Here is a 20,960-nt window from a genome sequence, read left to right as displayed (position 1 = left end):
GCCGCTCCTAGCCGCGCGTTCGGCGTAAGTCAGCCCCGTGTTGCGTGGACTCATTCCCCGCGAGCCGCGCGACCAAGCCGCCGAGTTCGAGCACCGTTCCGCTCGCGTCGAGCGACAGCCCGCGCGCGGCACCTGCCACGTCGCGGGCGCGAGCGTAGGCGTCGAGCGCGACCGCTAACGCCGGGCCGCGGCGATCCTGTGCCGCCTCCGCGATCACGCCGGGGACACGATCGAGGAAGGCTTCATAGCGCGGTTGCGCCGCCTTGAGGCTGAGCGCTTTCGCCAGCTTTACCCGGCGACTAGTCGTCGGATCGCCGTCACGCGCGATCGCGTGGAGCGCGTCGTCGATCTCGGCCATGCCCAGTTCGGCGTAGCGCAGCGCACGGCCGGGTGAGCCTGCGCCGGCGCGCACCAGCGCATCGATCTCGTCCGCCCCCGCGTCAGGCAGCGCCTGAGCGAGCGCCTGTCGCATGGCGCGATCATCGAGTGGCTCAAGCCGCAGTACGCGGCAGCGCGAGCGGATCGTCGGCAACAAGCGGCCGGGAGCGTGGCTGACGAGCAGGAAGATCGTGCCGGCTGGGGGTTCCTCCAGGCTTTTCAGCAACGCGTTGGACGCACCCGGCCGTTCGAGCTCGTCGGCGCTGTCGATGACGATAACGCGGCGCGTCGAAAGCGATGCCATCGTGCCAAGGAACGGGGCGAGCCCGCGTACCTGATCGATCGTGATCGAGCGCGCGAGTTCGCCGTCCTTGCCGTCCTTCTTCGGCAATCGGCGCAGCTCGCGGTAGTCCGGGTGTGCGCCAGCAGCCAGCAGCGCCGCCGTGCGGTGATGCGGCGGTAGCGACAGCGCGCCAGGCTCCGCGCCCTCGGCGAGCAGGCGGGCCGCGGCGGCACGGGCGAAGGTCGCCTTCCCAATCCCCGGCGGGCCGGTGATCAGCCACGCGTGGTGCAGCGACCCACCGCGCATCGCCGCGAGCAACGCGTCAGCCGCCTCGTCGTGGCCGTAGAATACAGGCGCGCTCGTCGCCTCGTTCATGCCAGCCAAGGCGAAAGATCATCGAGGATCGCCGCGGTGACCGCGTTCGGCGCCATGCTGGCGTCGATGCGACGCACGCGGTCGGGCTCATCGGCGGCGATCCGGTCGAAAGCGGACGAGACTGCCTCGTGAAAGGCGGCACCTCGCGCGGCGAAGCGGTCGGCCGCGATGCCGTCGCGCGCGGCCGCGCGGTGCGCGCCGATGTCGGTCGGCAGCGCCAGCACATAGGTACGATCGGGCAAGAGCCCGGCCGAGCCGAAGGCGTGAAGCGCGAGCACGTCGGCGTCGGCGATCCCGCCGGCGACACCCTGATAGGCACGCGACGAATCGAGGTAGCGGTCGCAAATCACCCACTCGCCGCGCTCGATCGCCGGGAGAACAACCTTCTCGACGTGATCGGCACGTGCCGCGGCGAACAGCAACGCCTCGCTGCGCGCGCTCCAGCGGCCCGCGTCACCCTGCATCAGCAGCGCGCGGATTGCCTCCGCGCCCTCGCTGCCGCCGGGTTCGCGCGTCACGCGGGCCACGTACCCCCGCGCCTGCAACGCGGCGGCGAGCGCGCGGACCTGCGTCGACTTGCCCGCCCCCTCGCCCCCTTCCAGGCTCAGGAAGCGTCCGCGCATTACCCGAACATGCCGGTCAGGCCGTGCCACGCGCGGCGGAAGAAGCCGGCCTCGCCGACGTCGCTGGCGGCGTTGAGCGGGGTGATCTGCGGCGACAGCCCGGGTGCTGCAACGACGAGGTCGGCGACGTGCGTACCCGCCTTGATCGGTGCCTTGAGCGGCCCCTGATAGACAATCTTGCCCGACACCGCCGGGCTGGTACCCGCGGGCACCGACACCGCGACCGCACGGGGTGCGACAAGGTCGACCGAGGTTACGTCGCCCATCTGCACGTCGGCTTGCCCAACGACGCGGCCGCTCTTCACGACCGGCTTCGACTGCCAGGCGCGGAAGCCCCAATCCATGAACCGGATTGATTCGGAGGCGCGCTGGTTGAAGCTGGTGAGGCCGGCGAGCACCATGACGAGGCGACGGCCGTTCTGCTCGGCCGATCCAGTGAAGCCGTAGCCTGCTTCCTCGGTATGGCCGGTCTTCAATCCGTCGGCCCCCGCGACGCGACCGAGCAGCGGGTCGCGGTTCGCCTGGGTGATCTGGTTGCCACCCATCGTCTTGCCCCAGGTAAAATCCCGGCGCGAGTAAAATTGCTTGTAGAGCTTTGGATGCTCCTCGATCGTCGCGGCGGCGAGATGCGCGAGGTCGCGCGCCGTCACGTAGGTAACGCCGTTGTCGGGCCAGCCGTTCGATGTGCCGAAATGGCTGTTGGTTAGCCCCAGCTTTTTCGCATTCTCGTTCATGCGATCAACGAACGCGGGCTCAGTGCCCGACAGGCCCTCCGCCAGCACGACGCAAGCGTCATTGCCGCTGAGCGTCACGATACCGTAGAGCAGGTTCGCGACCGAGACGCGCTCGCCCGGCGACAGGAACATGGTCGAGCCCGCGGACGGACCATGCCACTTCTGCCACGTCTCCGGCCGGACCTCGATCTCCTGATCGAGGCGGATATCCCCCTTCTTCAACATCTCGAACGCGGTGTAGACCGTCATCATCTTCGCCATCGAGGCGGGCGGCATGCGGCGGTCGGCGTCCTTCGCGAACAGCACCGCGCCCGAGGACAGGTCCTCCATAAAGGCGACCGGTGCGGGCGTATCGAACTGCGGCGCGGCGGGCGCCTGTGCCGCGACCGGAAAGGCCACGCCGGCGATGACGGCAGGAACCGCGAGCGCGGTCAGGAACTTGGACATTGACGCACTTTCCAACTGGGCCGCGCTCGGGCGGCTCGTTCAGGGAGCCTGGATGATCGAGGCGCCACCATAACCGCGCGAAATCGCCGCGTCACGTGCGCGCTGCGCCGCTGCACGATCGGCGAACGGGCCAAGACGAACGCGCCAGAACCCCGATGCCTGCTCGACATAACCGCCGAGCGACCGTGCCACGGCGCGAGCCCGCGCCTCGTCGCGCAAAGCGGCTACCTGCACCAGCGGTCCGGAGGCGCGTGGTTTAGCGGGTGTGGCCTGCGCCGGCTTGGTAGCGGCGCTGGTGATTGGGCGCTTGGCAGGTGCGGAAGTAGGTGGCGCTACGAGCGGTTTCGCCGACTTGGCCGCGACAGTCGCTGTAACTGGTGGAGACGCTTGCGTCGGTGCGGCGACCTCACGGCGAAGGGCGCGCAGCAGTGCGTCAGGCGCAGACAAGCGCGGCGCCGCGCTGCCGCCAGCGCGAAGCGCTGCGAGGTCGCTGGCAGATGGCTGAATACTGCGCACCCGTACGAGGCCGCGCTCGCCCGAGAGACCAAGCGCGTGTGCGGCCGCGGTCGACAGCGTGATCTCGGCGCCGTTCATGGCAGCCGGTCTGGCGGTCACTTGCACGAGGATGATGTGCCCGGTGGCGAGATCAGTGATTTCAGCGACCGAGCCGAGCGGCAATTGCGCGTGCGCGGCCGTGAACCCGCTACCCGGCTGGGTCGCCGCGCGTTGAACGCGATCGAATGCGCCCGCCTCTCCGTTGCCGGCGGTGCCGCGTGGGCCAGTGACGCTCGCGTCGGGCTGCTGCGCCGCGATCAGCAGCGGCGCGAGCAGCAGCAGGTTAGCGTGCGATCTCATCGGCCAGCAGCCCTACCGACAGGGCATAGAAATTGGAGCAATTGTAATCCAGGATCACGCGGTAATTACCCGTCAGCAGATAGGCTGTGCGACCCGGCCCGTCAGGCTCGATCATCACCGCCTGGATCGTGTCGCGCGGCCAGCTGCCACGCTGCGGCGCGATGCCAAGCGCGCGCCACTCCGCCATCGTACGCCACCCGCTGTGCCGCGCAAAGACGCGCGGGCAACGCGGTGAAACGAGACGGTTGGTAACGGCAACGCGATCGAACCCGGCAGGTACGTCGACCGCGACACCCCACGGCTCACCCGCACGCCAGCCGGCTTGCGTGAAATAATTGCCGATCGAGGCGAGCGTATCCGCCGCACTGCCCCAAATGTCCGCGAAGCCGTCGCCGTCGGCGTCGCGCGCGAGGCGAAGATAGGCGGACGGCAGAAACTGCGGGTTCCCCGTCGCACCTGCCCAGCTGCCGACCAGTCGGGAGCGCGGCACGCCGCGATCGATCATCTTCAGCGCGGCGATGAACTCGCCCTGGAAAAGGCTACGACGACGCCCTTCGTAGGCGAGCGAGGCGAGGCTGCGCAGCAGGTCGAAATTACCGGTGTACGAACCGTAATTGGTCTCGTGCCCCCAGATCGCGACCATGATCTCCTCGGGTACGCCGGTCTGTGCCTCGACGCGCGCGAGCCGCGATCGTTGCTCCTGATAGGTGGCGCGCCCGCGCCTGATCCGCGCCGCGTCGACGTGCTGCGTGCGATAGGGCGCGAACATCGGGATCGCGCTGTTGTTGTTCTGCTCGGGCTGTTGCCGGTCGAGATCGACGACGCGCTGATTGTAGCTGAGCGTCGGGAACACCGACGCGATTGTCGCCGGCCGCACGCCGGCCGCGATCGCCGACGATCGCAGCCCGGAGAGGTACGCCTGAAACCCGCTCTCATCCTGTGCCATCGCAGATGGCGCACTCAACAGCAGACACACCGCGGCGGAGACACCGGCACGCCACCCGGAGGATATCGCTCGCCCTATTCGCATGCCTGCGTTGTGGCATAGCGGCGGGGACAGGCAAACAGCCAATCGTCGCCGGGCTTGCACGCGGCACCGCAACCGGCCTAAGCGGCGCGCAGCACTCAGCACGCGGAGAGATGGCCGAGTGGTTTAAGGCAGCGGTCTTGAAAACCGCCGTGGGTTCACGCTCACCGTGGGTTCGAATCCCACTCTCTCCGCCACCCGCTGTTCAGGCGAAGCGCTCGACCAGTTCGTCGAAAGCAGTTTCATTGAGCGGTGCGTGGAACTGGCAGCCGGCGGTGAAATCGTCCGCCCACATCACGTCGGCCGCGATCGGCCCGATCTGCGGCAGGTTGAGCCAGATCGTCTGGCCGCGTTTCATCGCGGAATAGGTCTGCAACCGGCAGCCGTGCAGCGACAGGTCGACGACCTTACACAGCGTCCGCCCCATGCCCCCCTGCCCGCCGAGGCGCGCATCAAACGAAACCGGCGCACGCGGAGAGCGGCGCCGGCCTTGCGTTTGAGCAGGTTCGAATTCGGCTGCGAAGGTTGCCATGCCGGAATGCTAGATCGACATCCCTAACAGGTCATTACCCACGCGAGCCGAGCGCTTACTTGCGCAGCGTCAGACCACCGCCGAAACGCTTGTTGAAGCGCGCGACCTGACCGCCCTGGTCGAGCATCTGGCCGCGACCGCCGGTCCAGGCCGGGTGCGCCAGCGGATCGATCTCGAGCGTCATCGTGTCGCCTTCCTTGCCCCAGGTGGAGCGGGTCTCGTACACGGTGCCGTCGGTCATCTGCACCTTGATCATGTGATAGTCGGGGTGCGTTCCGGTCTTCATGGGTATTCTCCGTTCAATGGCTGGTTCCGACCAGCCTGGAAGCGCGCGCGGGTAGCGCCCGCGCGCACGAAAGTCAAAGGATGCGCGTCACGCTGCTTTCGGTGGATCGGCGATCATGGCGGTAAAATTCGCCTGCGCCGCAACCTTGCCGTCGATCAGCGCGCGGCCGGCGAACTTGCACACGCTGCTGCGTTTCTGGACGAACTCGACCTCGAGCCGCAGCAGAACGCCCGGTTCGACCGGCGCGCGAAACTTCGCCTCGTCGATCGCCATGAAGTAGACGAGCTTGCCCGAGCCGGCGAGGCCCAGGCTCTCAACCGCGAGCACGCCCGCCGCCTGCGCCAGCGCTTCGACGATCAGCACGCCCGGCATGATCGGGCGACCGGGGAAATGCCCCTGGAAGAAGCTTTCGTTGATCGTCACCGCCTTGATCGCGGCGATCGACCGGTCGGGGATCAGCTCCTCGACACGGTCGACCAGCAGCATCGGGTAACGATGCGGCAGTGCGGCCATAACGCGCGCGATGTCGAGCGGGCCGATCGACCCACTCGCCTTCGCCTCGTCTGCCGCGCTATCGGTTACCTGCGCGTCGCTCACCGGCCGGACGGCGCCTTCCGGTTGCTGGTCGCGGGTGCTGCAGCGGCGGGCGCTGCTGCGGCCGGCGCGCCGGCTGCCTGACCCGGCTGCCAGTTGGCGGGAACCGCGGTGCTGACGCTCGGGACCAGACGGTCGAGCTCGGCGGTGATCGCCGGCGTGATGTCGGCGGCAGGCTGCGTGAACAGCGTCGCCTGCGGCGAGACGAGCAGGCTGACGTTCTTCGCCTTGACCACGTTCTGCACCGCGGTGGCGAGCTGGCGCTGCACCTGCTCGGCGGCGTAGGCGCGTGCGCGCTGCGCCGGTGCGGTCAGGCGCTGCAGCTCGGCATTGCCCGCCTGCTCCTTGGTCTGAATCGCCTGCAGCTGCGGACGCAGCGACGCTTCGGTCGCGCCGGGTGCACGCGCCGCGGTCTGCGCGGCAGTGACGAGCGGCTGGAGCTCGGCCTGGATTGCGTTGCGGCGCGTGTTCGCCTGATCGAGCTGCGCCTTGTAGGCCGTCTGGATCTGCGACACCGCGGTCGTGAACGCGCGCGAGTTGGCGATTGCCGCCTCGGGATCGGCGACGGCGACACCGTTCACCTGCGCGCTGGCAGCACCGGCCGCGATAACGCCCGGCGTCGCGAGCGCGGCGGCGAGCAGGATGGTCTTGAAGGTCTTCATCAGAACTGCGTCCCTACGTTGAAGGTAACAAGTTTGGGGTCGTCGCCCGGCTGGGTGACGAGTGCCTTGGCGAGATCGATACGAAGCGGCCCGAACGGCGAGTTCCAGTTGACGCCGACACCGACGGTCACCCGCGGCTTGGGCGAGTCGCCCAGATACTGCTCCTGGAACGGGTTGGACCGGATCAACGGGTTGTTGGGTACGACACCGTTGCAGGTGCCGCCTGCCCCCGGCACACCAGCCGAACAGATCGTCGTCGCGACACTGCCGTCGGCGAGCGTGTAGGTGTAGACAGGCGCGCCGGCGCTGTTGGTCAGCGGCAGCGGCAGCACCACGGTCTTGCCGTCGATGACCGTCGTCGGGAAGTTGGCGGTCAGCGGCGGGCGCTTCAAACCCCACAGGCTGCCGACCTGCGCGTAGATCGACGGACGAAGGCCGAGTTCGCGCGCGCCCGAGCCGAGCGGCAGCTCGAGCTCCAGCTTGGCGAGGTAATAGGCACGACCGCCGAGCGCGTCGTCGGTGATCTGGCTGCGATCGGTCTGCAGAATCTGATTGCCGCTCGCGTCCGTCGTGTACGGCGTGCGCAGCACGCGCGGACCGACGCCGCGAATGTCGAAGCCGCGGAACTGCGGCATGCCGAGGTAGAAGCGATCGTTGATGCGGATGCGATCATTACCGTCGGCGCGCTCGCCCTCAAGCGAATGGATGTAGCCACCCTCCGCGGTCAGCGAGGCGATGAAACCCTTGCCCAGCCCCTTGAACTTCGCGCCTTCGATGCGCGTGCGGATGTACTTCACGTCGCCGCCCAGCCCGGCGAAGTCTTGGCTGAACGACAAGCGCTGGCCCGCGGTCGGGCGCAGGCGGCTGTTGAGGCTGTCGTAGATCAGCGAGTAGCCGATCGACGAAGTAAAGCGGTTGCCGAGCGCCGAGCAGAGATAGCTGCCCGCCTTCAACACGTCGCACTGCCCGTTGGTGAAGAAGGTGTTCTCGTCGAGCGTCACTTCGTCATACGACAGGCCGTAGCGCGCGGCGAGCTGCCAATATTCGGTCAACGGTACGCCCGCGCGGACCTGAAAGCCGGTCGACACCTGACCGTAGGTCGTGTTGCGATCGTTGCCGATGTAGTTGAACGAATTGTAGTCGCGCCGGAACACGTCGACGCCGACCGCGATGTTCTTGTCGAACAGATACGGCTCGGTGAAGCCGAGCTCGATCGACTTGGAATAGCTCGAATAATTGACACCCGCGCGCAGCTCCTGGCCGCGCCCGCGGAAGTTGCGCTGCGTGATGTTCGCCTGGATGATGAAGCGCTCTAGGCTCGAATAGCCGGCCGACAGCTGCAGCTCGCCGGTCGATTTCTCTTCGACGGCGGCGTTCAGCACCACGCGGTCCGGCGCGGAGCCCTGCTCCTGCTTGATCTCGAACTTGTCCTGGAAATAGCCGAGCGAGTTGATGCGATCCTGGCTGCGCTTGACCTGGAAGCTGTTGAACGCATCACCTTCGGCGAGGCGGATCTCGCGCCGCACCACCTTGTCCTGCGTCTGCGTGTTACCGGTGATCTCGACCCGCTCGACGTAGGTGCGCTGCGCCTGCGCGATGTGGAAGTTGATCGACATCGTGAGGTCGTCACGGTCGCGATTGAATTCGGGCGATACGTCGGTGAAGGCGTAGCCGAACAGGCCGGTGGTCTGGCTGAGGCTGTCGACCGTGTCCTCGACCGCCTTCGCGTTGTACCAGTCGCCCTTCTTGATCGACAGCGTCTTGGCGAGCTGCTTGCCATCGAAGTCGCGAATGTCGCTGTCGACGGTCACGTCGCCGAATTTGTAGCGCGGTCCTTCCTCCACCACGTAGGTGATGATGAAGTCCTTCTTGTCCGGCGTCAGCTCGGCGACGGCGGAGGTCACGCGGAAGTCGGCGTAACCTTGTGTCAGATAGAATTGGCGCAGCTTCTGCTGATCGTAGGCGAGGCGATCCTGATCGTAGGAGGTGTTCGACGACAGCAGACGCGTGAATCGCGCCTCCTTGGTCGCCATCTGCGCGCGCAGCTCGCTGTCCTTGAACTTCTCGTTGCCGAGAATGTTGATCTGGCGAACCTTGGACTTCGGCCCCTCGCTGATCTCGAACACGATATCGACGCGGTTCTGGTCGAGGTTGACCATCTTCGGATCGACCGAGGCGGCGAACCGGCCTTGCCGACGATACAGCTCGACGATGCGCGCGACGTCGGCGCGAACGGCCGAGCGCGTGAAGATCTGCCGCGGCTTGAGCTTGATCTCCTTGGTGATCTTGTCGTCCTTCAGGCGCTTGTTGCCTTCCAGGATGACGCGATTGATGATCGGGTTCTCGCGCACGCGGATCACGATGTCGCCCGTCGCGGCGCCCTCGATCGACACGTCGGCGAACAGGTCGCTGGCGTAGAGGTCCTTGATCGCCTGATCGAGCAGCTCGTTGCTGTACGGCTGACCCAGCCGCAGCTTGGTGTAGCTGAGCGCCGTTTCTGGCTCGATCCGCTGCGTTCCCTCGACGCGCAGCGTCTTGATGATGCCGCCAGGTGCTGGAGCTGGTGTTGTCTGTGCCCCGGTTGCCGTGGCCGTCGGCGCAGTCGCCGCGGGCGCAGTCTGCGCCGCCGCAGCGAGCGGCAGCCCGGCGAGGATGGTGCAGCCCAGCAGCGCCGGCAGGGCACGCGTCCGCGAAGTTGAAACGTTCAGAACCGTCACCATGTTACCTTCGAGAAAACCCGTTGCGCTCGCCAGGCTCGCGCCCGCCCCTGCAACACCTGCGTCAGCCGATCAAGCCGGCCAGGTGCCGCCACAGTCCGAAGTTGCCGAGATCGTTGAAGGTGACGAGCATCATTAACGCCAGCACCGCCGCCAATCCGCCGCGATAAGCCCACTCCTGTGCTTGCGCGCCGACCGGTTTCTGCCTGACCGCCTCGATCAGGTAGAACAACAGGTGCCCGCCGTCGAGCATCGGCACTGGCAGCAGGTTGATGAACCCCAGATTGATGGACACGAGCGCGAGCAGGAACACGAACGCGTCCCAGCCTAGCGTGATCTGCTCGCCCGACACCTTGGCGATCGCCAGCGGCCCGCCGAGCTCCTTGACCGAGCGCCGGCCGGAAATGATCTGGCCGATCGTTTCCACCATCATCTCGATAATCTCGCCCGTGCGGCGCACCGCGACGACGGGCGCCTCCAGCATGCCGACAGGACGTACCACCGGGTTTCCGGGGGCGATACCGAGCAGCCCAACCTTGTACTCGTTGCCGAACCGGTCACGCTGCTCCTGCGTGCCGATCTGCGCCTCGACGTGATCGGCCTGTCCGTCGCGAACGTAATCGATGCGGACGCGTTCGCCGGCGCGGATCTTCACGTAGCGGACCATGTCCTCGAACGTGTCGACGTGACGCCCGCCGAGCGCGTCGATCTTGTCGCCGGGGCGAAGATCCGCCTGCGCCGCGGCCGTACCCGGCATCGCCTGTCCCACCACCGCCGGTGTCTGTGCGTCGCCGTAGGCGAGCGCGAAGCCGGTGAGGATGAGGATGGCGAAAAGGAAGTTGATCGCCGGCCCAGCCGCGACGATGATCGCGCGCTGCCATACCGGCTTCGCCTGAAATGTCTGCGCACGCTCCTCGGGCGGCAGCAGCAGCCAGTCGGGATCGCTGCGCCCGGCGGCACTCATATCGCCCGCGAACTTGACGTATCCGCCGAGCGGCAGCAGCGCGAGCCGCCAGCGCGTGCCACGCCGGTCGGTCCATCCCGCGATCTCGCGCCCGAACCCAATCGAGAACGCTTCCGCCTTCACGCCGCAGCAGCGTCCGGCGAGATAGTGGCCCAGTTCGTGGATGAAGACGAGCGGGCCGATCACCAGCGCGAACGCCAGGATGGTCAGCAACAGTCCCGGGGTCTGGATCAAGCCACGCAATCCTCTACGCGCTCGCCCGCGAGTCTGCGCGCCTCCGCGTCGATCGCGATCACCGCGTCGATCGTCTCCGGCGCCTCGGGAGCGTAGCGGCTCAAGGTATCTTCCACGATTGCGGCGATTTCAAGAAAGCCGATGCGGTCGGCGAGGAACGCCGCCACCGCGACCTCGTTGGCGGCATTCAGGATCGCGGGCCGTGCGCCGCCCTCCTCCAACGCTGTCCGAGCCAGCGCCAGCGCGCGGAAGCGGACCGGATCGGGCGCCTCGAAATCAAGTCGGCCAAGCTTTACGAGGTCGAGCGGCGCCATCGGCGTCGCCATACGGTCGGGCCAGGCGAGGCAGTGCGCGATCGGCACGCGCATGTCGCTCGGCCCCAGTTGCGCGAGCATCGAGCCATCGACGTAATCGACCATCGAATGGATGACCGACTGACGGTGGACGACGATCTCGATGCGGCCCGCGGCGACCGGAAACAGCCGCGCCGCCTCGATCAACTCGAGCCCCTTGTTCATCATCGTCGCGCTGTCGACCGAGATCTTCGCGCCCATCGACCAGTTCGGGTGCGCGACCGCCTGCTCGCGCGTGACCGCCGCCATCTGCTCGAGCGTGGCGTCGCGGAACGGACCGCCGCTCGCGGTCAGGATGATCCTCCGCACCCGCTCGGGTCGCGCGAAGTCAAAGCATTGATAGATCGCGTTGTGCTCGCTGTCTGCCGGCAGCAGCGTCGCGCCGTGCTCCGCCGCGGCCTGCATGATCAGGTCGCCGGCTGAGACGAGCGGTTCCTTGTTGGCGAGCACGACGGTGCCGCCAGCGCGGATCGCCGCCATCGTCGGGGCAAGCCCGGCACAGCCGACGATCGCGCCCATCGTCCAGTCAGCACCCAGTTCAGCCGCATCGCAGACCGCCTGCGGTCCTCCCGCCGCCTCGACCTTCGTTCCGGCAAGCGCCTCGCGTAGCGCGGGCAGACACGTCTCGTCCGCCACGACGGCGAGTTCGGCGCGCGTCCGGATCGCTGCCGCGGCGAGCCGTTCGACATCGCAGTTCGCGGTCAATGCGCGAACGCGGAACCGCTCGGGCTCGCGCTCGACCAAGTCGAGCGTCGAGGTGCCGACCGAACCGGTCGCGCCCAGGATCGTGACCGTCCGCATCAGAAGATCGCCGGCGCGACGACGAGCAGCGCCGCAACCGGTGCGACCGGCACCAGACCGTCGAGCCGATCGAGCAAGCCGCCGTGCCCGGGAAGGATGTTGCCCGAATCCTTCACGCCCGCGCGACGCTTCAGCCAGCTCTCGAACAAATCACCACCCTGCGCGAGCACGCCCAGTACCGGTGTCGCGAGCAGCAATCGCAGCGGCAAATTATAGGCGACGTGGAGCACCAGCGCGAACAGCGTCGCCGCGACGATCCCGCCGATCAGCCCGGCCCAGGTCTTGTTGGGGCTGACACGCGGCGCAAGCTTCGGCCCGCCGATCGCGCGCCCGGCGAAGAACGCACCGATATCGGTCATCCACACCAGCACCAGTGCCCAGAGCGACAGCAGCAATCCGTGATCCTGCTCGCGGATCAGCACGAGCGACAGCACCGGTAGCGCGCAGTAGATCGTTCCGCTCGCCAGCCACCCACGCCGGGTCACGATCGCGGTGAAGAAGAAAGCGGCCGCGATCAGTCCGATCGCGAGGAAGCTCGCCCCGGCGGCGATCGGCGCCAGGATCGCCAGCGGTACCGAGACGGCATATTGCGCCAGCCGTTTCTCACGTGCTGGCGTCGCCGTCAGGTCCGACCATTCCGCCATCATGAACAGCGCGATGACGACCATCAGCAGCCAGTAGATGAACCCACCCGCCACCAGCGCCGCCAGTGCGACCGCCGCCATCACCGCAGCAGCCATTGTCCTGCGCGCAAGTTCGGAGCGACGCGCGGGTGCGTCCGGCGCCGTCACAAACCACCGTAGCGGCGCTGCCGCTGCCCAAACGCTTCGATGGCGGCGGCGAGATCATCGGCGCCGAAGTCGGGCCATAATGTATCGACGAACAGCAGTTCGGCGTAAGCCGCCTGCCACAACAGGAAGTTAGACAGGCGATGCTCGCCCGAGGTGCGGATCATCAGATCGAGCGGCGGCAGCTCGCGCGTCTCCAGCTCGCGCTCGATCGACCCGACATCGATCGCGGCGGGATCAAGCTCACCGGCCTGCGCCTGCGCCGCCAAAGTCTGTGCGGCACGTACCAGTTCGGCCTGCGCGCCGTAGTTGAGCGCGATCGCGAGGATCGGCCCGGTGTTGCCCGCCGTCCGCGCAAGTGCATCGTCGATCAGCGCGACGACATCGGCCGAGAAGCGCGCGTAGTCGCCCAGCACGCGCAGCCGCACGTTCTCGCGGATCAGTTCGGCAAGATCATTGCGGATGAAGAACTTGAGCAGACCCATCAAGTCGCTCACTTCCTCCGCCGGCCGTCGCCAATTCTCCGACGAGAAGGCGTAGAGCGTCAGCGCCTCGATCCCCATCGCGCGCGCCGCACGCGTGACGCGGCGCACCGCCTCCACTCCGGCCTTGTGCCCGGCGGCGCGCGGCAGCAGCCGCTTCTTCGCCCAGCGGCCGTTGCCGTCCATGATGATCGCCACGTGGCGCGGCACGGCACCGCCCGCGGTCTGTGGCCGCGCTGCGGTCGCCATCAGCATTCCCCCCTATGCCGATGCAGGCTCACTTGCCGAGAATTTCCTTTTCCTTCGCGGCCGAGACGCTGTCGATGTCGGCGGTGGTGGCGTCGGTCAGCTTCTGCACCTCACCCTCCAGCCGCTTGCGCTCGTCCTCGGAGAACACGCCCTTCTTCTCGTCGGTCTTGAGCGCGTCCATGCCATCGCGGCGCACGTTGCGGACCGCGACCTTGGCCTTCTCAGAATATTGCCCGGCGAGCTTCGCAAGCTCCTTGCGGCGTTCCTCGGTCAGGTCGGGGATCGGCAGGCGCAGGTTCTGGCCATCATTGATCGGGTTGAGACCGAGACCGGCGGAGCGGATCGCCTTCTCCACGGGTCCGACGTTCGACTTGTCCCACACCTGCACCGAGATCATGCGCGGCTCGGGCACCGACACGGTCGCGACCTGGTTGAGCGGCATCTTGGCACCGTACACCTCGACCGTCACCGGATCGAGCAGCGAGGTCGACGCGCGACCGGTGCGCAGCCCGGCGAGGTCACCCTTGAGCGATTCAACCGCGCCGTTCATGCGACGCTCGATATCGGCCTTGTCATACGCGGGCATGGCTTACTTCTCCGGACTGGATTGAACGATCGTCGACACGCCCTCACCGTGCAGCACGGCGGCGAAATTGCCGTGCTCGCGGATGTTGAACACGACGATCGGAATGTTGGAGTCGCGGCAGAGCGCGACGGCACTCGCGTCCATGACGCGCAGGTTCTTCGACAATACCTCGTCGTAGCCGATCGTATCGTAGCGCCTGGCGGTCGCGACCTTCTTCGGGTCGGCATCGTAAACGCCGTCGACGCTGGTGCCCTTGAACAGCGCGTCGCAGTTCATCTCGGCCGCGCGCAGCGCAGCACCGCTGTCGGTGGTGAAGAACGGCGACCCGACACCCGCGGCGAAAATCACCACGCGCCCCTTTTCCAGGTGCCGCATCGCGCGGCGGCGGACGAACGGCTCACACACCGACTGCATCGGGATGGCGGATTGCACGCGCGTGTCGACGCCGATCTGCTCCAGCGCGTTCTGCACCGCCAGCGCGTTCATCACGGTTGCGAGCATGCCCATATAGTCGCCGGTCGCGCGTTCCATGCCGCGCGCGGCGCCGGAGATGCCGCGAAAGATATTGCCACCGCCGACGACGACGCACAGCTCGAACCCCTGCGCCTTCACATCGGCGATCTCTTCGGCGACGCGCGCGGTGACGGTGGGATCGATCGCCAGACCGCCCTCACCCATCAATACTTCGCCCGACAATTTCAGCAGGATACGGTTGTAGCGCGGTTTGGTCATCGATTCCGAATGGCTTGGGGAAAGGCTGGCGGACCTTAGAGGTCAGGTCAGGGTGGAGCAACCCGCCCCATACGCAAACCGCCGCCCCGGCAGGTACCGGAGCGGCGGCTTATCGCGACACAATCAGCGTGTCAGGCGTTCTGCGGCACGCCCGATGCAGCAGCGACCTCGGCGGCGAAGTCGGACTGTTCCTTCTCGATGCCCTCGCCCAGCTGGAAGCGGACGTAGTCGACCAGCTTGATCTCGGCGCCGGCATCCTTGCCCGCCTTGGCGACGACGTCGCTGATCTTGGTCTTGCCGTCCATCACGAACAGCTGGCTGACCAGCGCGTGCTCCTTGCGGTACTTGGCGATCGAGCCCTCGACCATCTTGGCAATGATGTCGGCGGGCTTGCCGCTCTCGCCGGCCTTCTCGGTCGCGATCGCGCGCTCGCGCTCGATCTCGGCCTCGTCGAGGTCGCCCTCGTTCAGCGCCTTCGGGAAGGCTGCGGCGATGTGCATCGCGAGGCTCTTGCCGAGCGACTGCAGCGCTTCCTGATTAGCCGTGCTCTCGAGCGCGACCAGCACGCCGATCTTGCCCAGACCCGGCGACTGCTGGTTGTGGACGTAGGCGACGACCGCGCCCTGCGAGACTTCGAGGCGACGCGCGCGGCGGATCGACTGGTGCTCGCCGATCGTGGCGACGTTGTTGGTCAGCGCCTCGGCAACAGTCGTGCCCGACGGCATCGACGCGGCCTTGATCGCCTCGACGTCGTCACCGGTGTTGAGCGCGATCTGCGTCACTTCGCGCACGAACGCCTGGAACTGGTCGTTCTTCGCAACGAAGTCGGTCTCCGAATTAACCTCGACCGCCGCGCCCTTGGTGCCCGAAACGGCGACGCCGACCAGACCCTCGGCCGCGGTGCGGCTCGACTTCTTCTGCGCGGCCGCGAGGCCCTTAGTGCGCAGCCAGTCGAGCGCGGCGTCCATGTCGCCGGCGGTCTCGTTCAGCGCCTTCTTGCAGTCCATCATGCCCGCGCCGCTCTTCTCGCGCAGGTCCTTCACCATCGAAGCGGTGATGTCGGCCATCGTTCTGGTCCCTCGAATGTGATTAGATCGCCCAGGCGCCCGGCGCGGTGCAGCGGGCAGTCGAGCGATGAAACAAATGGAGGCCGCCATGTAGGCAGCCTCCATGACAATTGCACGTCACCGCGAAGGCGGTGCCGCGTCGACGATTACGCCTGCGCGTTGGCCGCCATGACATTGCCCTCGGCGTTCACGTCGGTATCGATCGGCGCCTCGGCAGCCTGGATCGCTTCCTCGGCCGGAGGCTCGATCATCGCGCCCAGGTCAGCGCCGCTGCGCGCCTGCTGCTGCTGGTTGCCGCGCGTCGCCGCGATCGCGATCGCCTCGCAGTACAGACGGATCGCGCGCGCCGCGTCGTCGTTCGCCGGAACCGGGAACGCGATGCCGTCAGGCGAGACGTTCGAATCGAGGATGCCGACGACCGGAATACCCAGCGTGTTGGCTTCCTTGATCGCCAGCTCTTCCTTGTTGGCGTCGATCACGAACATGACGTCGGGCACGCCGCCCATGTCGCGGATGCCGCCCAGGCTCATCTCGAGCTTGTCGCGCTCGCGCGTCAGCTGCAGCACTTCCTTCTTGGTCAGGCCGTGCGTGTCGCCCGACAGCTGCTCCTCGAGCGCCTTCAAACGCTTGATCGAGTTGGAGATCGTCTTCCAGTTGGTGAGCATGCCGCCCAGCCAGCGGTGATTGACGAAGTGCTGGCCTGCACGACGCGCCGCCTCTGCGATCGGCTCCTGCGCCTGGCGCTTGGTGCCGACGAACAGGACCTTGCCACCCGCCGCAACGGTCGACGACACGAATTCGAGCGCGCGCGCGAACAGCGGCACGGTCTGCGAAAGATCGATGATGTGGACGCCGTTGCGGTCGCCGAAGATGTAGGGCTTCATCTTCGGGTTCCAGCGATGCGTCTGGTGGCCGAAGTGCGCGCCGGTTTCGATGAGCTGCTGCATGCTGACGACAGGTGCCGCCATAACGTTATTCCTTCCGGTTAAGCCGCTGGGAAGCGAGTGACGCGTGCAGGCTGGAAGCCCGGCGCACCGGTTGTTGATGCTTCCCATGTGGGTTTGAGGGGCGGCGCTTAGCGTCGATTGCCCGATCTGACAAGCCGTGATTGCTGCTTGACGAGAGAACGTAAGTGGAACATACGGGAGAACAGAACACGAACTTACCCGTTTGGACGCTAAGTCGCTCTTTTTTCGTCCGAAATGGTCTTAGTGGCGGGAACCGAAGTTTGTTGAGGGATGTTGGCGGACGTTGGGTTCGCATAGGCTAAGGAAGCGAACATGCTGATCGTGCTTGATGTTCTGGTGTTCGGAGGCGCCACGGCGGGCGCTCTTTACGCTCTCGGGTCGACGCTCGTGCCGAACGCCGGGCGCATCATGGATGCGTTGTCCGGCCGACCGGAGCAACGGTTCGAGCCGCTCGCGACGCTTGTCCGCGCCGAAAACCGCATCGCGGTCAGGCGCTGGTCGGCGTCGTCGGTTCGACCGCAGCCGCGGTTCCGCGAAGCCGCTTGACCCGCGCGTAGCTCGCGATGCTGAACGGTAGCGCGAGCAGATAGGCGACGCACAGGGTCGAGATCGTCTCCCACGGTGCGGAGATGGCTGCGGCCCCGACGACGACGACGAGGGCAATCGCTTCGAAGCGTACGTTGCGGCGCAGCCGCAGCGATGACCAGGAGAAGGTCGCCACGCTGGAAACCATCAGGATCGCGACGAACACGGTCCAGGGTGCAACAAGATAGGGCGAGCGGAAAATCGGCTCTCCCGTCGCGAACCACAGGAACATGGGCAGCAGCGACAGACCCGCACCGGCGGGCGCCGGCGCACCGGTCAGGAAACCCGCCGACTTGTGCGGCTGGTCGTCGGCGTCGATCGCGGCGTTGAAGCGCGCGAGACGCAGCGCGCAGAATACCGCCAGCATGAGTGACGCCGTCCAGCCAAAGCGCGGCAGCGTCGAGAGCGACCACAGATACAGGATCAGCGCGGGCGACACGCCGAACGAAATCGCATCGCTGAGCGAATCGAGCTCCGCGCCGAAACGGCTTTCCCCGCGCAGCATCCGGGCGACCCGGCCGTCCAAACCATCGAGCACACCGGCGAGCAGCACCATTACCACCGCCATCGCCCAGTTCTGCTGAATGGCGAAGCGGATGCCCGACAATCCCGAACAGAGCGCGAGCGCGGTGACGGCATTCGGCGCCACCGCGCGGAGCGGCAGCCCACGCGGAGGACGAAGCGGACGAGCGGTGCGCATTATTACTGCGCGATCCCGCGAACGGGTGCGCCGTCGAAGCGGCCGAGCACGGTTTCACCCGCGATCGCGCGCTGGCCGAGTGCCACCTGCGGCACGCAACCCTCGGGCAAGAACACGTCGACGCGGCTGCCGAACCGGATCAGCCCGACGCGCTGCCCGACCGCGACGATGTCGCCGACCTTGACGAAGCCGACGATGCGGCGCGCGACCAGACCCGCGATCTGCGTGAAGCCGATGCGGCGACCGTCATGCCCCTCGACAACGAAATGCTGGCGTTCGTTCTCTTCCGATGCCTTGTCGAGATCGGCGTTCAGGAACTTGCCCGAGATATAGACGACCTGCCGGATCGTGCCCGCGATCGGCGTCCGATTGATGTGCACGTCGAACACCGACATGAACACCGACACGCGCACCATCGGTTCGCCACCCAGGTCGCCGACCAGCTCACGCGGGACCGGCACGCGCTCGATCATCGTGATCAGCCCGTCGGCGGGCGAGACGACCAGATCGTCGCCGATCGGCGTGGTCCGCACCGGGTCGCGGAAAAAGGCGGCAACCCACAGGGTGACGCCGAGCATCGGCCAGAACAGCACCTTGGTCACGATCGTCGCGAGCAGCGTGATGCCGAACGCGATGGCGGTGAATTTCTGCCCCTCGGGATGGACGGCGGGAAAGCGCCACTTGACCGTGGACGTGCCCACCGGGGGCTTTTGCAGCGATGACATAGCCGCGGGTCTATCGTCGGTGAACCGCCCTGACAACGCGCCGCGTCGTTCCGGCCGCTTTTCGTGTCGTTATGCGGCGCGCGGGTGCGCTGCGCTTGATCGCGGCCCCTGCCCTTTCTATGCGCTGCCCCAACCCCTCCCCAACTCGGAAGTGAGAACATGGCCAAGATCAAGGTGAAGACGCCCGTCGTGGAGATCGACGGCGACGAGATGACGCGGATCATCTGGGAGTGGATCCGCGAACGCCTGATCAAGCCGTATCTCGACATTGAGCTCGATTACTACGACCTTGGCATCGAGCACCGCGATGCGACCGACGACCAGGTCACGGTCGACAGCGCCGAGGCGACCAAGAAGTACGGCGTCGCGGTAAAGTGCGCGACGATCACCCCCGACGAGGCGCGCGTCGAGGAGTTCGGGCTCAAGAAGATGTGGCGCTCGCCCAACGGCACGATCCGCAACATTCTGGGCGGCGTGATCTTCCGCGAGCCGATCGTGATCAAGAACGTCCCCCGCCTGATCCCGGGCTGGACCCACCCGATCGTCGTCGGCCGTCACGCGTTCGGCGACCAGTATAAGGCCACCGACTTCGTCGTGCCGGGTGCGGGCAAGCTGACCATGAAGTGGCAGGGCACCGACGGTCAGGTGATCGAGCGCGAGGTGTTCGACTTCCCCGAAGGCGGCGTCGCGATGGGGATGTACAACCTTGACCAGTCGATCCGCGATTTCGCGCGCGCCAGCATGAACTATTCGCTCGGCCGCGGCTGGCCGCTGTACCTGTCGACCAAGAACACCATCCTCAAGGCCTATGACGGTCGCTTCAAGGACCTTTTCGCTGAGATCTTCGAGGCCGAGTTCAAGGACGAGTTCGCCGCCAAGGGCATCGTCTATGAGCACCGCCTGATCGACGACATGGTCGCCTCAGCGCTGAAGTGGAACGGCGAGTTCGTGTGGGCGTGCAAGAACTACGACGGCGACGTGCAATCGGATCAGGTCGCGCAGGGCTTCGGTTCGCTCGGCCTGATGACCTCGGTGCTGATGACGCCGGACGGCAAGACGATCGAGGCCGAGGCCGCGCACGGCACCGTGACGCGCCACTATCGCCAGCACCAGCAGGGCAAGGCGACCTCGACCAACCCGATCGCGTCGATCTTCGCCTGGACCGGCGGCCTCAAGTATCGCGGCCAGTTCGACAACACGCCCGACGTCACCCGCTTCGCGCAGACGCTGGAGCAGGTCTGCATCGAAACGGTCGAGAACGGCGACATGACCAAGGATCTCGCGATCCTGATCGGTCCGGATCAGAAGTGGATGACGACCGAGCAGTTCTTCGAGGCCGTGCGTCAAAACCTCGAGAACAAGATGGCGACCTGGGCCTGACCGCCTGATGCGCGAGGAAGCCTTTCGCCGCTTCCTCGCGCAACGCTTGGGCGCGCGTAGCGTGGACAGCTACCTGTCAAACCTGCGACGCGTCGAGCGCGAACTGACCATCGACCTTGATGCTTGCGCACGCGACGAGCACGAGATCGACACGCTGCGTGTCGCATTGAAGCGTAGCGGCATGAGCGACAGCAAGGTCGCGGATTGCAGCAGCGCATTACGAGCATATGCCGCGTTTGCGGATAGGGCGCCCGGCACCCGCGACGTTAAAGCGGAGCCGCCATTGAAGCCGATCGCGGCGCAGTCAGATCAGATCGCCATCGCGAGCCTTACAACCTCCAACCTGCTCGCCACCTACGCCGCGATCTTGCGCGAGTTGCGCGCGCGAGGCGTGGCGCGAACAGGTAACGGACCGGTCGGCGACTACGCCGAGCACCTGTTCGCGCGGGCGCTTGGCTGGACACTAGAGCCGAACAGCACTGCGGGCTTCGATGCTCGCGATCCGGTCACAACGCTGCGCTACGAGATCAAGGCACGTCGGCTCGCGACTGGCAAACGCCAGGCGCAGCTGAGCGCACTCCGCCGCCTGCCCGAGCATCGATTCGACATACTCGCGGTGCTGCTTTTCGCGCCCGACTTCTCGATCGATACAGCCGCCCTGATTCCTCATGCGATGGTGCTGCAGCACGCGGCGTATACCGCGCATACGAACAGCTGGCGGGTTACCGTAACGCCCGCGCTGCTCGCTCTGCCCGAGGTTGTCGATGTAACCTCAGCGATCGCTGCGGACGAAAATACGATCAACAGCTGACACCATTAGTAACTGACACCGC

Annotated in this window: 23 protein-coding genes and 1 tRNA gene; 4 read left to right on the top strand and 20 right to left on the bottom strand. The window is 66.5% G+C overall.

What is annotated here, in order from left to right:
• Nucleotides 1-7: 7 nt before the first annotated feature.
• From BMW51_RS01320 to BMW51_RS01300, 5 genes are read right to left on the bottom strand one after another with little or no spacing between them, the layout of a single operon-like run.
• The gene (locus tag BMW51_RS01320; protein WP_093002597.1) at nucleotides 8-1,036 is read right to left on the bottom strand and encodes an AAA family ATPase; all 1,029 of its coding nucleotides are present in this window, start codon (nucleotides 1,034-1,036) and stop codon (nucleotides 8-10) included.
• Entirely contained in the window at nucleotides 1,033-1,659 is a 627-nt protein-coding gene (gene tmk, locus BMW51_RS01315) for a dTMP kinase (RefSeq protein ID WP_093002595.1), read from the bottom strand. The genes BMW51_RS01320 and tmk overlap by 4 nt, the downstream gene beginning before the upstream one ends.
• Nucleotides 1,659-2,840 (bottom strand): D-alanyl-D-alanine carboxypeptidase family protein, encoded by a 1,182-nt coding sequence (locus BMW51_RS01310; RefSeq protein WP_093002593.1) that lies wholly within the window; start codon nucleotides 2,838-2,840, stop codon nucleotides 1,659-1,661. Before BMW51_RS01310 ends, tmk begins: the two co-directional genes overlap by 1 nt.
• Before the next feature lie 39 nt (nucleotides 2,841-2,879).
• Complete coding sequence (locus tag BMW51_RS01305; RefSeq protein ID WP_093002591.1) at nucleotides 2,880-3,695, bottom strand: SPOR domain-containing protein; 816 nt, start codon at nucleotides 3,693-3,695, stop codon at nucleotides 2,880-2,882.
• Nucleotides 3,679-4,641 carry a lytic murein transglycosylase gene (locus tag BMW51_RS01300; protein WP_177171473.1) on the bottom strand — a complete coding sequence of 321 codons (963 nt, stop codon included), beginning with the start codon at nucleotides 4,639-4,641 and terminating at the stop codon, nucleotides 3,679-3,681. Before BMW51_RS01300 ends, BMW51_RS01305 begins: the two co-directional genes overlap by 17 nt.
• Before the next feature lie 188 nt (nucleotides 4,642-4,829).
• Here BMW51_RS01300 and BMW51_RS01295 point away from each other — a divergent pair.
• Nucleotides 4,830-4,919: transfer RNA gene (locus BMW51_RS01295), tRNA-Ser, on the top strand.
• An 8-nt stretch (nucleotides 4,920-4,927) separates the two neighbouring features.
• Here BMW51_RS01295 and BMW51_RS01290 read toward each other — a convergent pair.
• From BMW51_RS01290 to rpsB, 13 genes are all read right to left on the bottom strand, one after another.
• Nucleotides 4,928-5,254, bottom strand: coding sequence for a PilZ domain-containing protein (locus BMW51_RS01290; protein ID WP_093002587.1), 327 nt, complete (start codon nucleotides 5,252-5,254; stop codon nucleotides 4,928-4,930).
• 55 nt (nucleotides 5,255-5,309) lie between these two features.
• The gene (gene rpmE, locus BMW51_RS01285; protein WP_019514824.1) at nucleotides 5,310-5,540 is read right to left on the bottom strand and encodes a 50S ribosomal protein L31; all 231 of its coding nucleotides are present in this window, start codon (nucleotides 5,538-5,540) and stop codon (nucleotides 5,310-5,312) included.
• Nucleotides 5,541-5,627: 87 nt separating this feature from the next.
• Complete coding sequence (gene fabZ, locus BMW51_RS01280; protein ID WP_281243221.1) at nucleotides 5,628-6,137, bottom strand: 3-hydroxyacyl-ACP dehydratase FabZ; 510 nt, start codon at nucleotides 6,135-6,137, stop codon at nucleotides 5,628-5,630.
• Nucleotides 6,134-6,796, bottom strand: a complete 663-nt coding sequence (locus BMW51_RS01275; protein ID WP_093002585.1) for an OmpH/Skp family outer membrane protein — start codon at nucleotides 6,794-6,796, stop codon at nucleotides 6,134-6,136. Before BMW51_RS01275 ends, fabZ begins: the two co-directional genes overlap by 4 nt.
• Nucleotides 6,796-9,516 (bottom strand): outer membrane protein assembly factor BamA, encoded by a 2,721-nt coding sequence (gene bamA, locus BMW51_RS01270; RefSeq protein WP_093002583.1) that lies wholly within the window; start codon nucleotides 9,514-9,516, stop codon nucleotides 6,796-6,798. The genes BMW51_RS01275 and bamA overlap by 1 nt, the downstream gene beginning before the upstream one ends.
• Before the next feature lie 61 nt (nucleotides 9,517-9,577).
• On the bottom strand, nucleotides 9,578-10,711 hold the full coding sequence (locus BMW51_RS01265; RefSeq protein ID WP_093002581.1) for a M50 family metallopeptidase: 1,134 nt from the start codon (nucleotides 10,709-10,711) through the stop codon (nucleotides 9,578-9,580).
• Nucleotides 10,708-11,865 (bottom strand): 1-deoxy-D-xylulose-5-phosphate reductoisomerase, encoded by a 1,158-nt coding sequence (locus BMW51_RS01260; protein ID WP_093002579.1) that lies wholly within the window; start codon nucleotides 11,863-11,865, stop codon nucleotides 10,708-10,710. The genes BMW51_RS01265 and BMW51_RS01260 overlap by 4 nt, the downstream gene beginning before the upstream one ends.
• A complete protein-coding gene (locus BMW51_RS01255; protein ID WP_093002577.1) occupies nucleotides 11,865-12,605 on the bottom strand; it encodes a phosphatidate cytidylyltransferase in 741 nt (246 codons plus the stop codon). The genes BMW51_RS01260 and BMW51_RS01255 overlap by 1 nt, the downstream gene beginning before the upstream one ends.
• Nucleotides 12,606-12,652: 47 nt before the next feature.
• A complete protein-coding gene (locus BMW51_RS01250; RefSeq protein WP_177171472.1) occupies nucleotides 12,653-13,384 on the bottom strand; it encodes an isoprenyl transferase in 732 nt (243 codons plus the stop codon).
• Between the two features lie 28 nt (nucleotides 13,385-13,412).
• Complete coding sequence (gene frr, locus BMW51_RS01245; protein ID WP_093002573.1) at nucleotides 13,413-13,970, bottom strand: ribosome recycling factor; 558 nt, start codon at nucleotides 13,968-13,970, stop codon at nucleotides 13,413-13,415.
• 3 nt (nucleotides 13,971-13,973) lie between these two features.
• Nucleotides 13,974-14,702: a UMP kinase gene (pyrH, locus tag BMW51_RS01240; RefSeq protein ID WP_093002571.1), complete on the bottom strand. Its 729-nt coding sequence runs from the start codon at nucleotides 14,700-14,702 to the stop codon at nucleotides 13,974-13,976.
• Nucleotides 14,703-14,833: 131 nt separating this feature from the next.
• Nucleotides 14,834-15,769, bottom strand: a complete 936-nt coding sequence (gene tsf, locus BMW51_RS01235; protein ID WP_093002569.1) for a translation elongation factor Ts — start codon at nucleotides 15,767-15,769, stop codon at nucleotides 14,834-14,836.
• A gap of 146 nt (nucleotides 15,770-15,915) precedes the next feature.
• Nucleotides 15,916-16,737 (bottom strand): 30S ribosomal protein S2, encoded by an 822-nt coding sequence (gene rpsB, locus BMW51_RS01230; protein WP_093002567.1) that lies wholly within the window; start codon nucleotides 16,735-16,737, stop codon nucleotides 15,916-15,918.
• Between the two features lie 312 nt (nucleotides 16,738-17,049).
• On the opposite strand from rpsB, the gene BMW51_RS15790 reads away from it, so the two are divergent.
• The gene (locus BMW51_RS15790) at nucleotides 17,050-17,283 is read left to right on the top strand and encodes a hypothetical protein (protein WP_143051773.1); all 234 of its coding nucleotides are present in this window, start codon (nucleotides 17,050-17,052) and stop codon (nucleotides 17,281-17,283) included.
• Here the strand turns inward: BMW51_RS15790 and BMW51_RS01225 are convergent.
• Together BMW51_RS01225 and BMW51_RS01220 are read right to left on the bottom strand one after the other, a co-directional pair.
• Nucleotides 17,225-18,022: a CDP-alcohol phosphatidyltransferase family protein gene (locus tag BMW51_RS01225; RefSeq protein WP_093002565.1), complete on the bottom strand. Its 798-nt coding sequence runs from the start codon at nucleotides 18,020-18,022 to the stop codon at nucleotides 17,225-17,227. The two genes, BMW51_RS15790 and BMW51_RS01225, sit on opposite strands and share 59 nt — an antisense overlap.
• A gap of 2 nt (nucleotides 18,023-18,024) precedes the next feature.
• Nucleotides 18,025-18,747, bottom strand: coding sequence for a phosphatidylserine decarboxylase (locus tag BMW51_RS01220; protein WP_093002563.1), 723 nt, complete (start codon nucleotides 18,745-18,747; stop codon nucleotides 18,025-18,027).
• Between the two features lie 159 nt (nucleotides 18,748-18,906).
• Here BMW51_RS01220 and BMW51_RS01215 point away from each other — a divergent pair, with 159 nt between their 5' ends.
• Both BMW51_RS01215 and BMW51_RS01210 read left to right on the top strand, forming a co-directional pair.
• Nucleotides 18,907-20,127, top strand: a complete 1,221-nt coding sequence (locus BMW51_RS01215) for an NADP-dependent isocitrate dehydrogenase (protein ID WP_093002561.1) — start codon at nucleotides 18,907-18,909, stop codon at nucleotides 20,125-20,127.
• Between the two features lie 7 nt (nucleotides 20,128-20,134).
• A complete protein-coding gene (locus BMW51_RS01210) occupies nucleotides 20,135-20,938 on the top strand; it encodes a hypothetical protein (RefSeq protein WP_093002559.1) in 804 nt (267 codons plus the stop codon).
• The last annotated feature ends 22 nt before the right edge of the window (nucleotides 20,939-20,960 follow it).

It is taken from the genome of Sphingomonas palmae, assembly GCF_900109565.1.
Taxonomy (GTDB): domain Bacteria; phylum Pseudomonadota; class Alphaproteobacteria; order Sphingomonadales; family Sphingomonadaceae; genus Sphingomonas; species Sphingomonas palmae.
The sequence above is the reverse complement of the archived record's forward strand: the minus strand, read 5'-3'. Positions and strand labels throughout refer to the sequence as shown.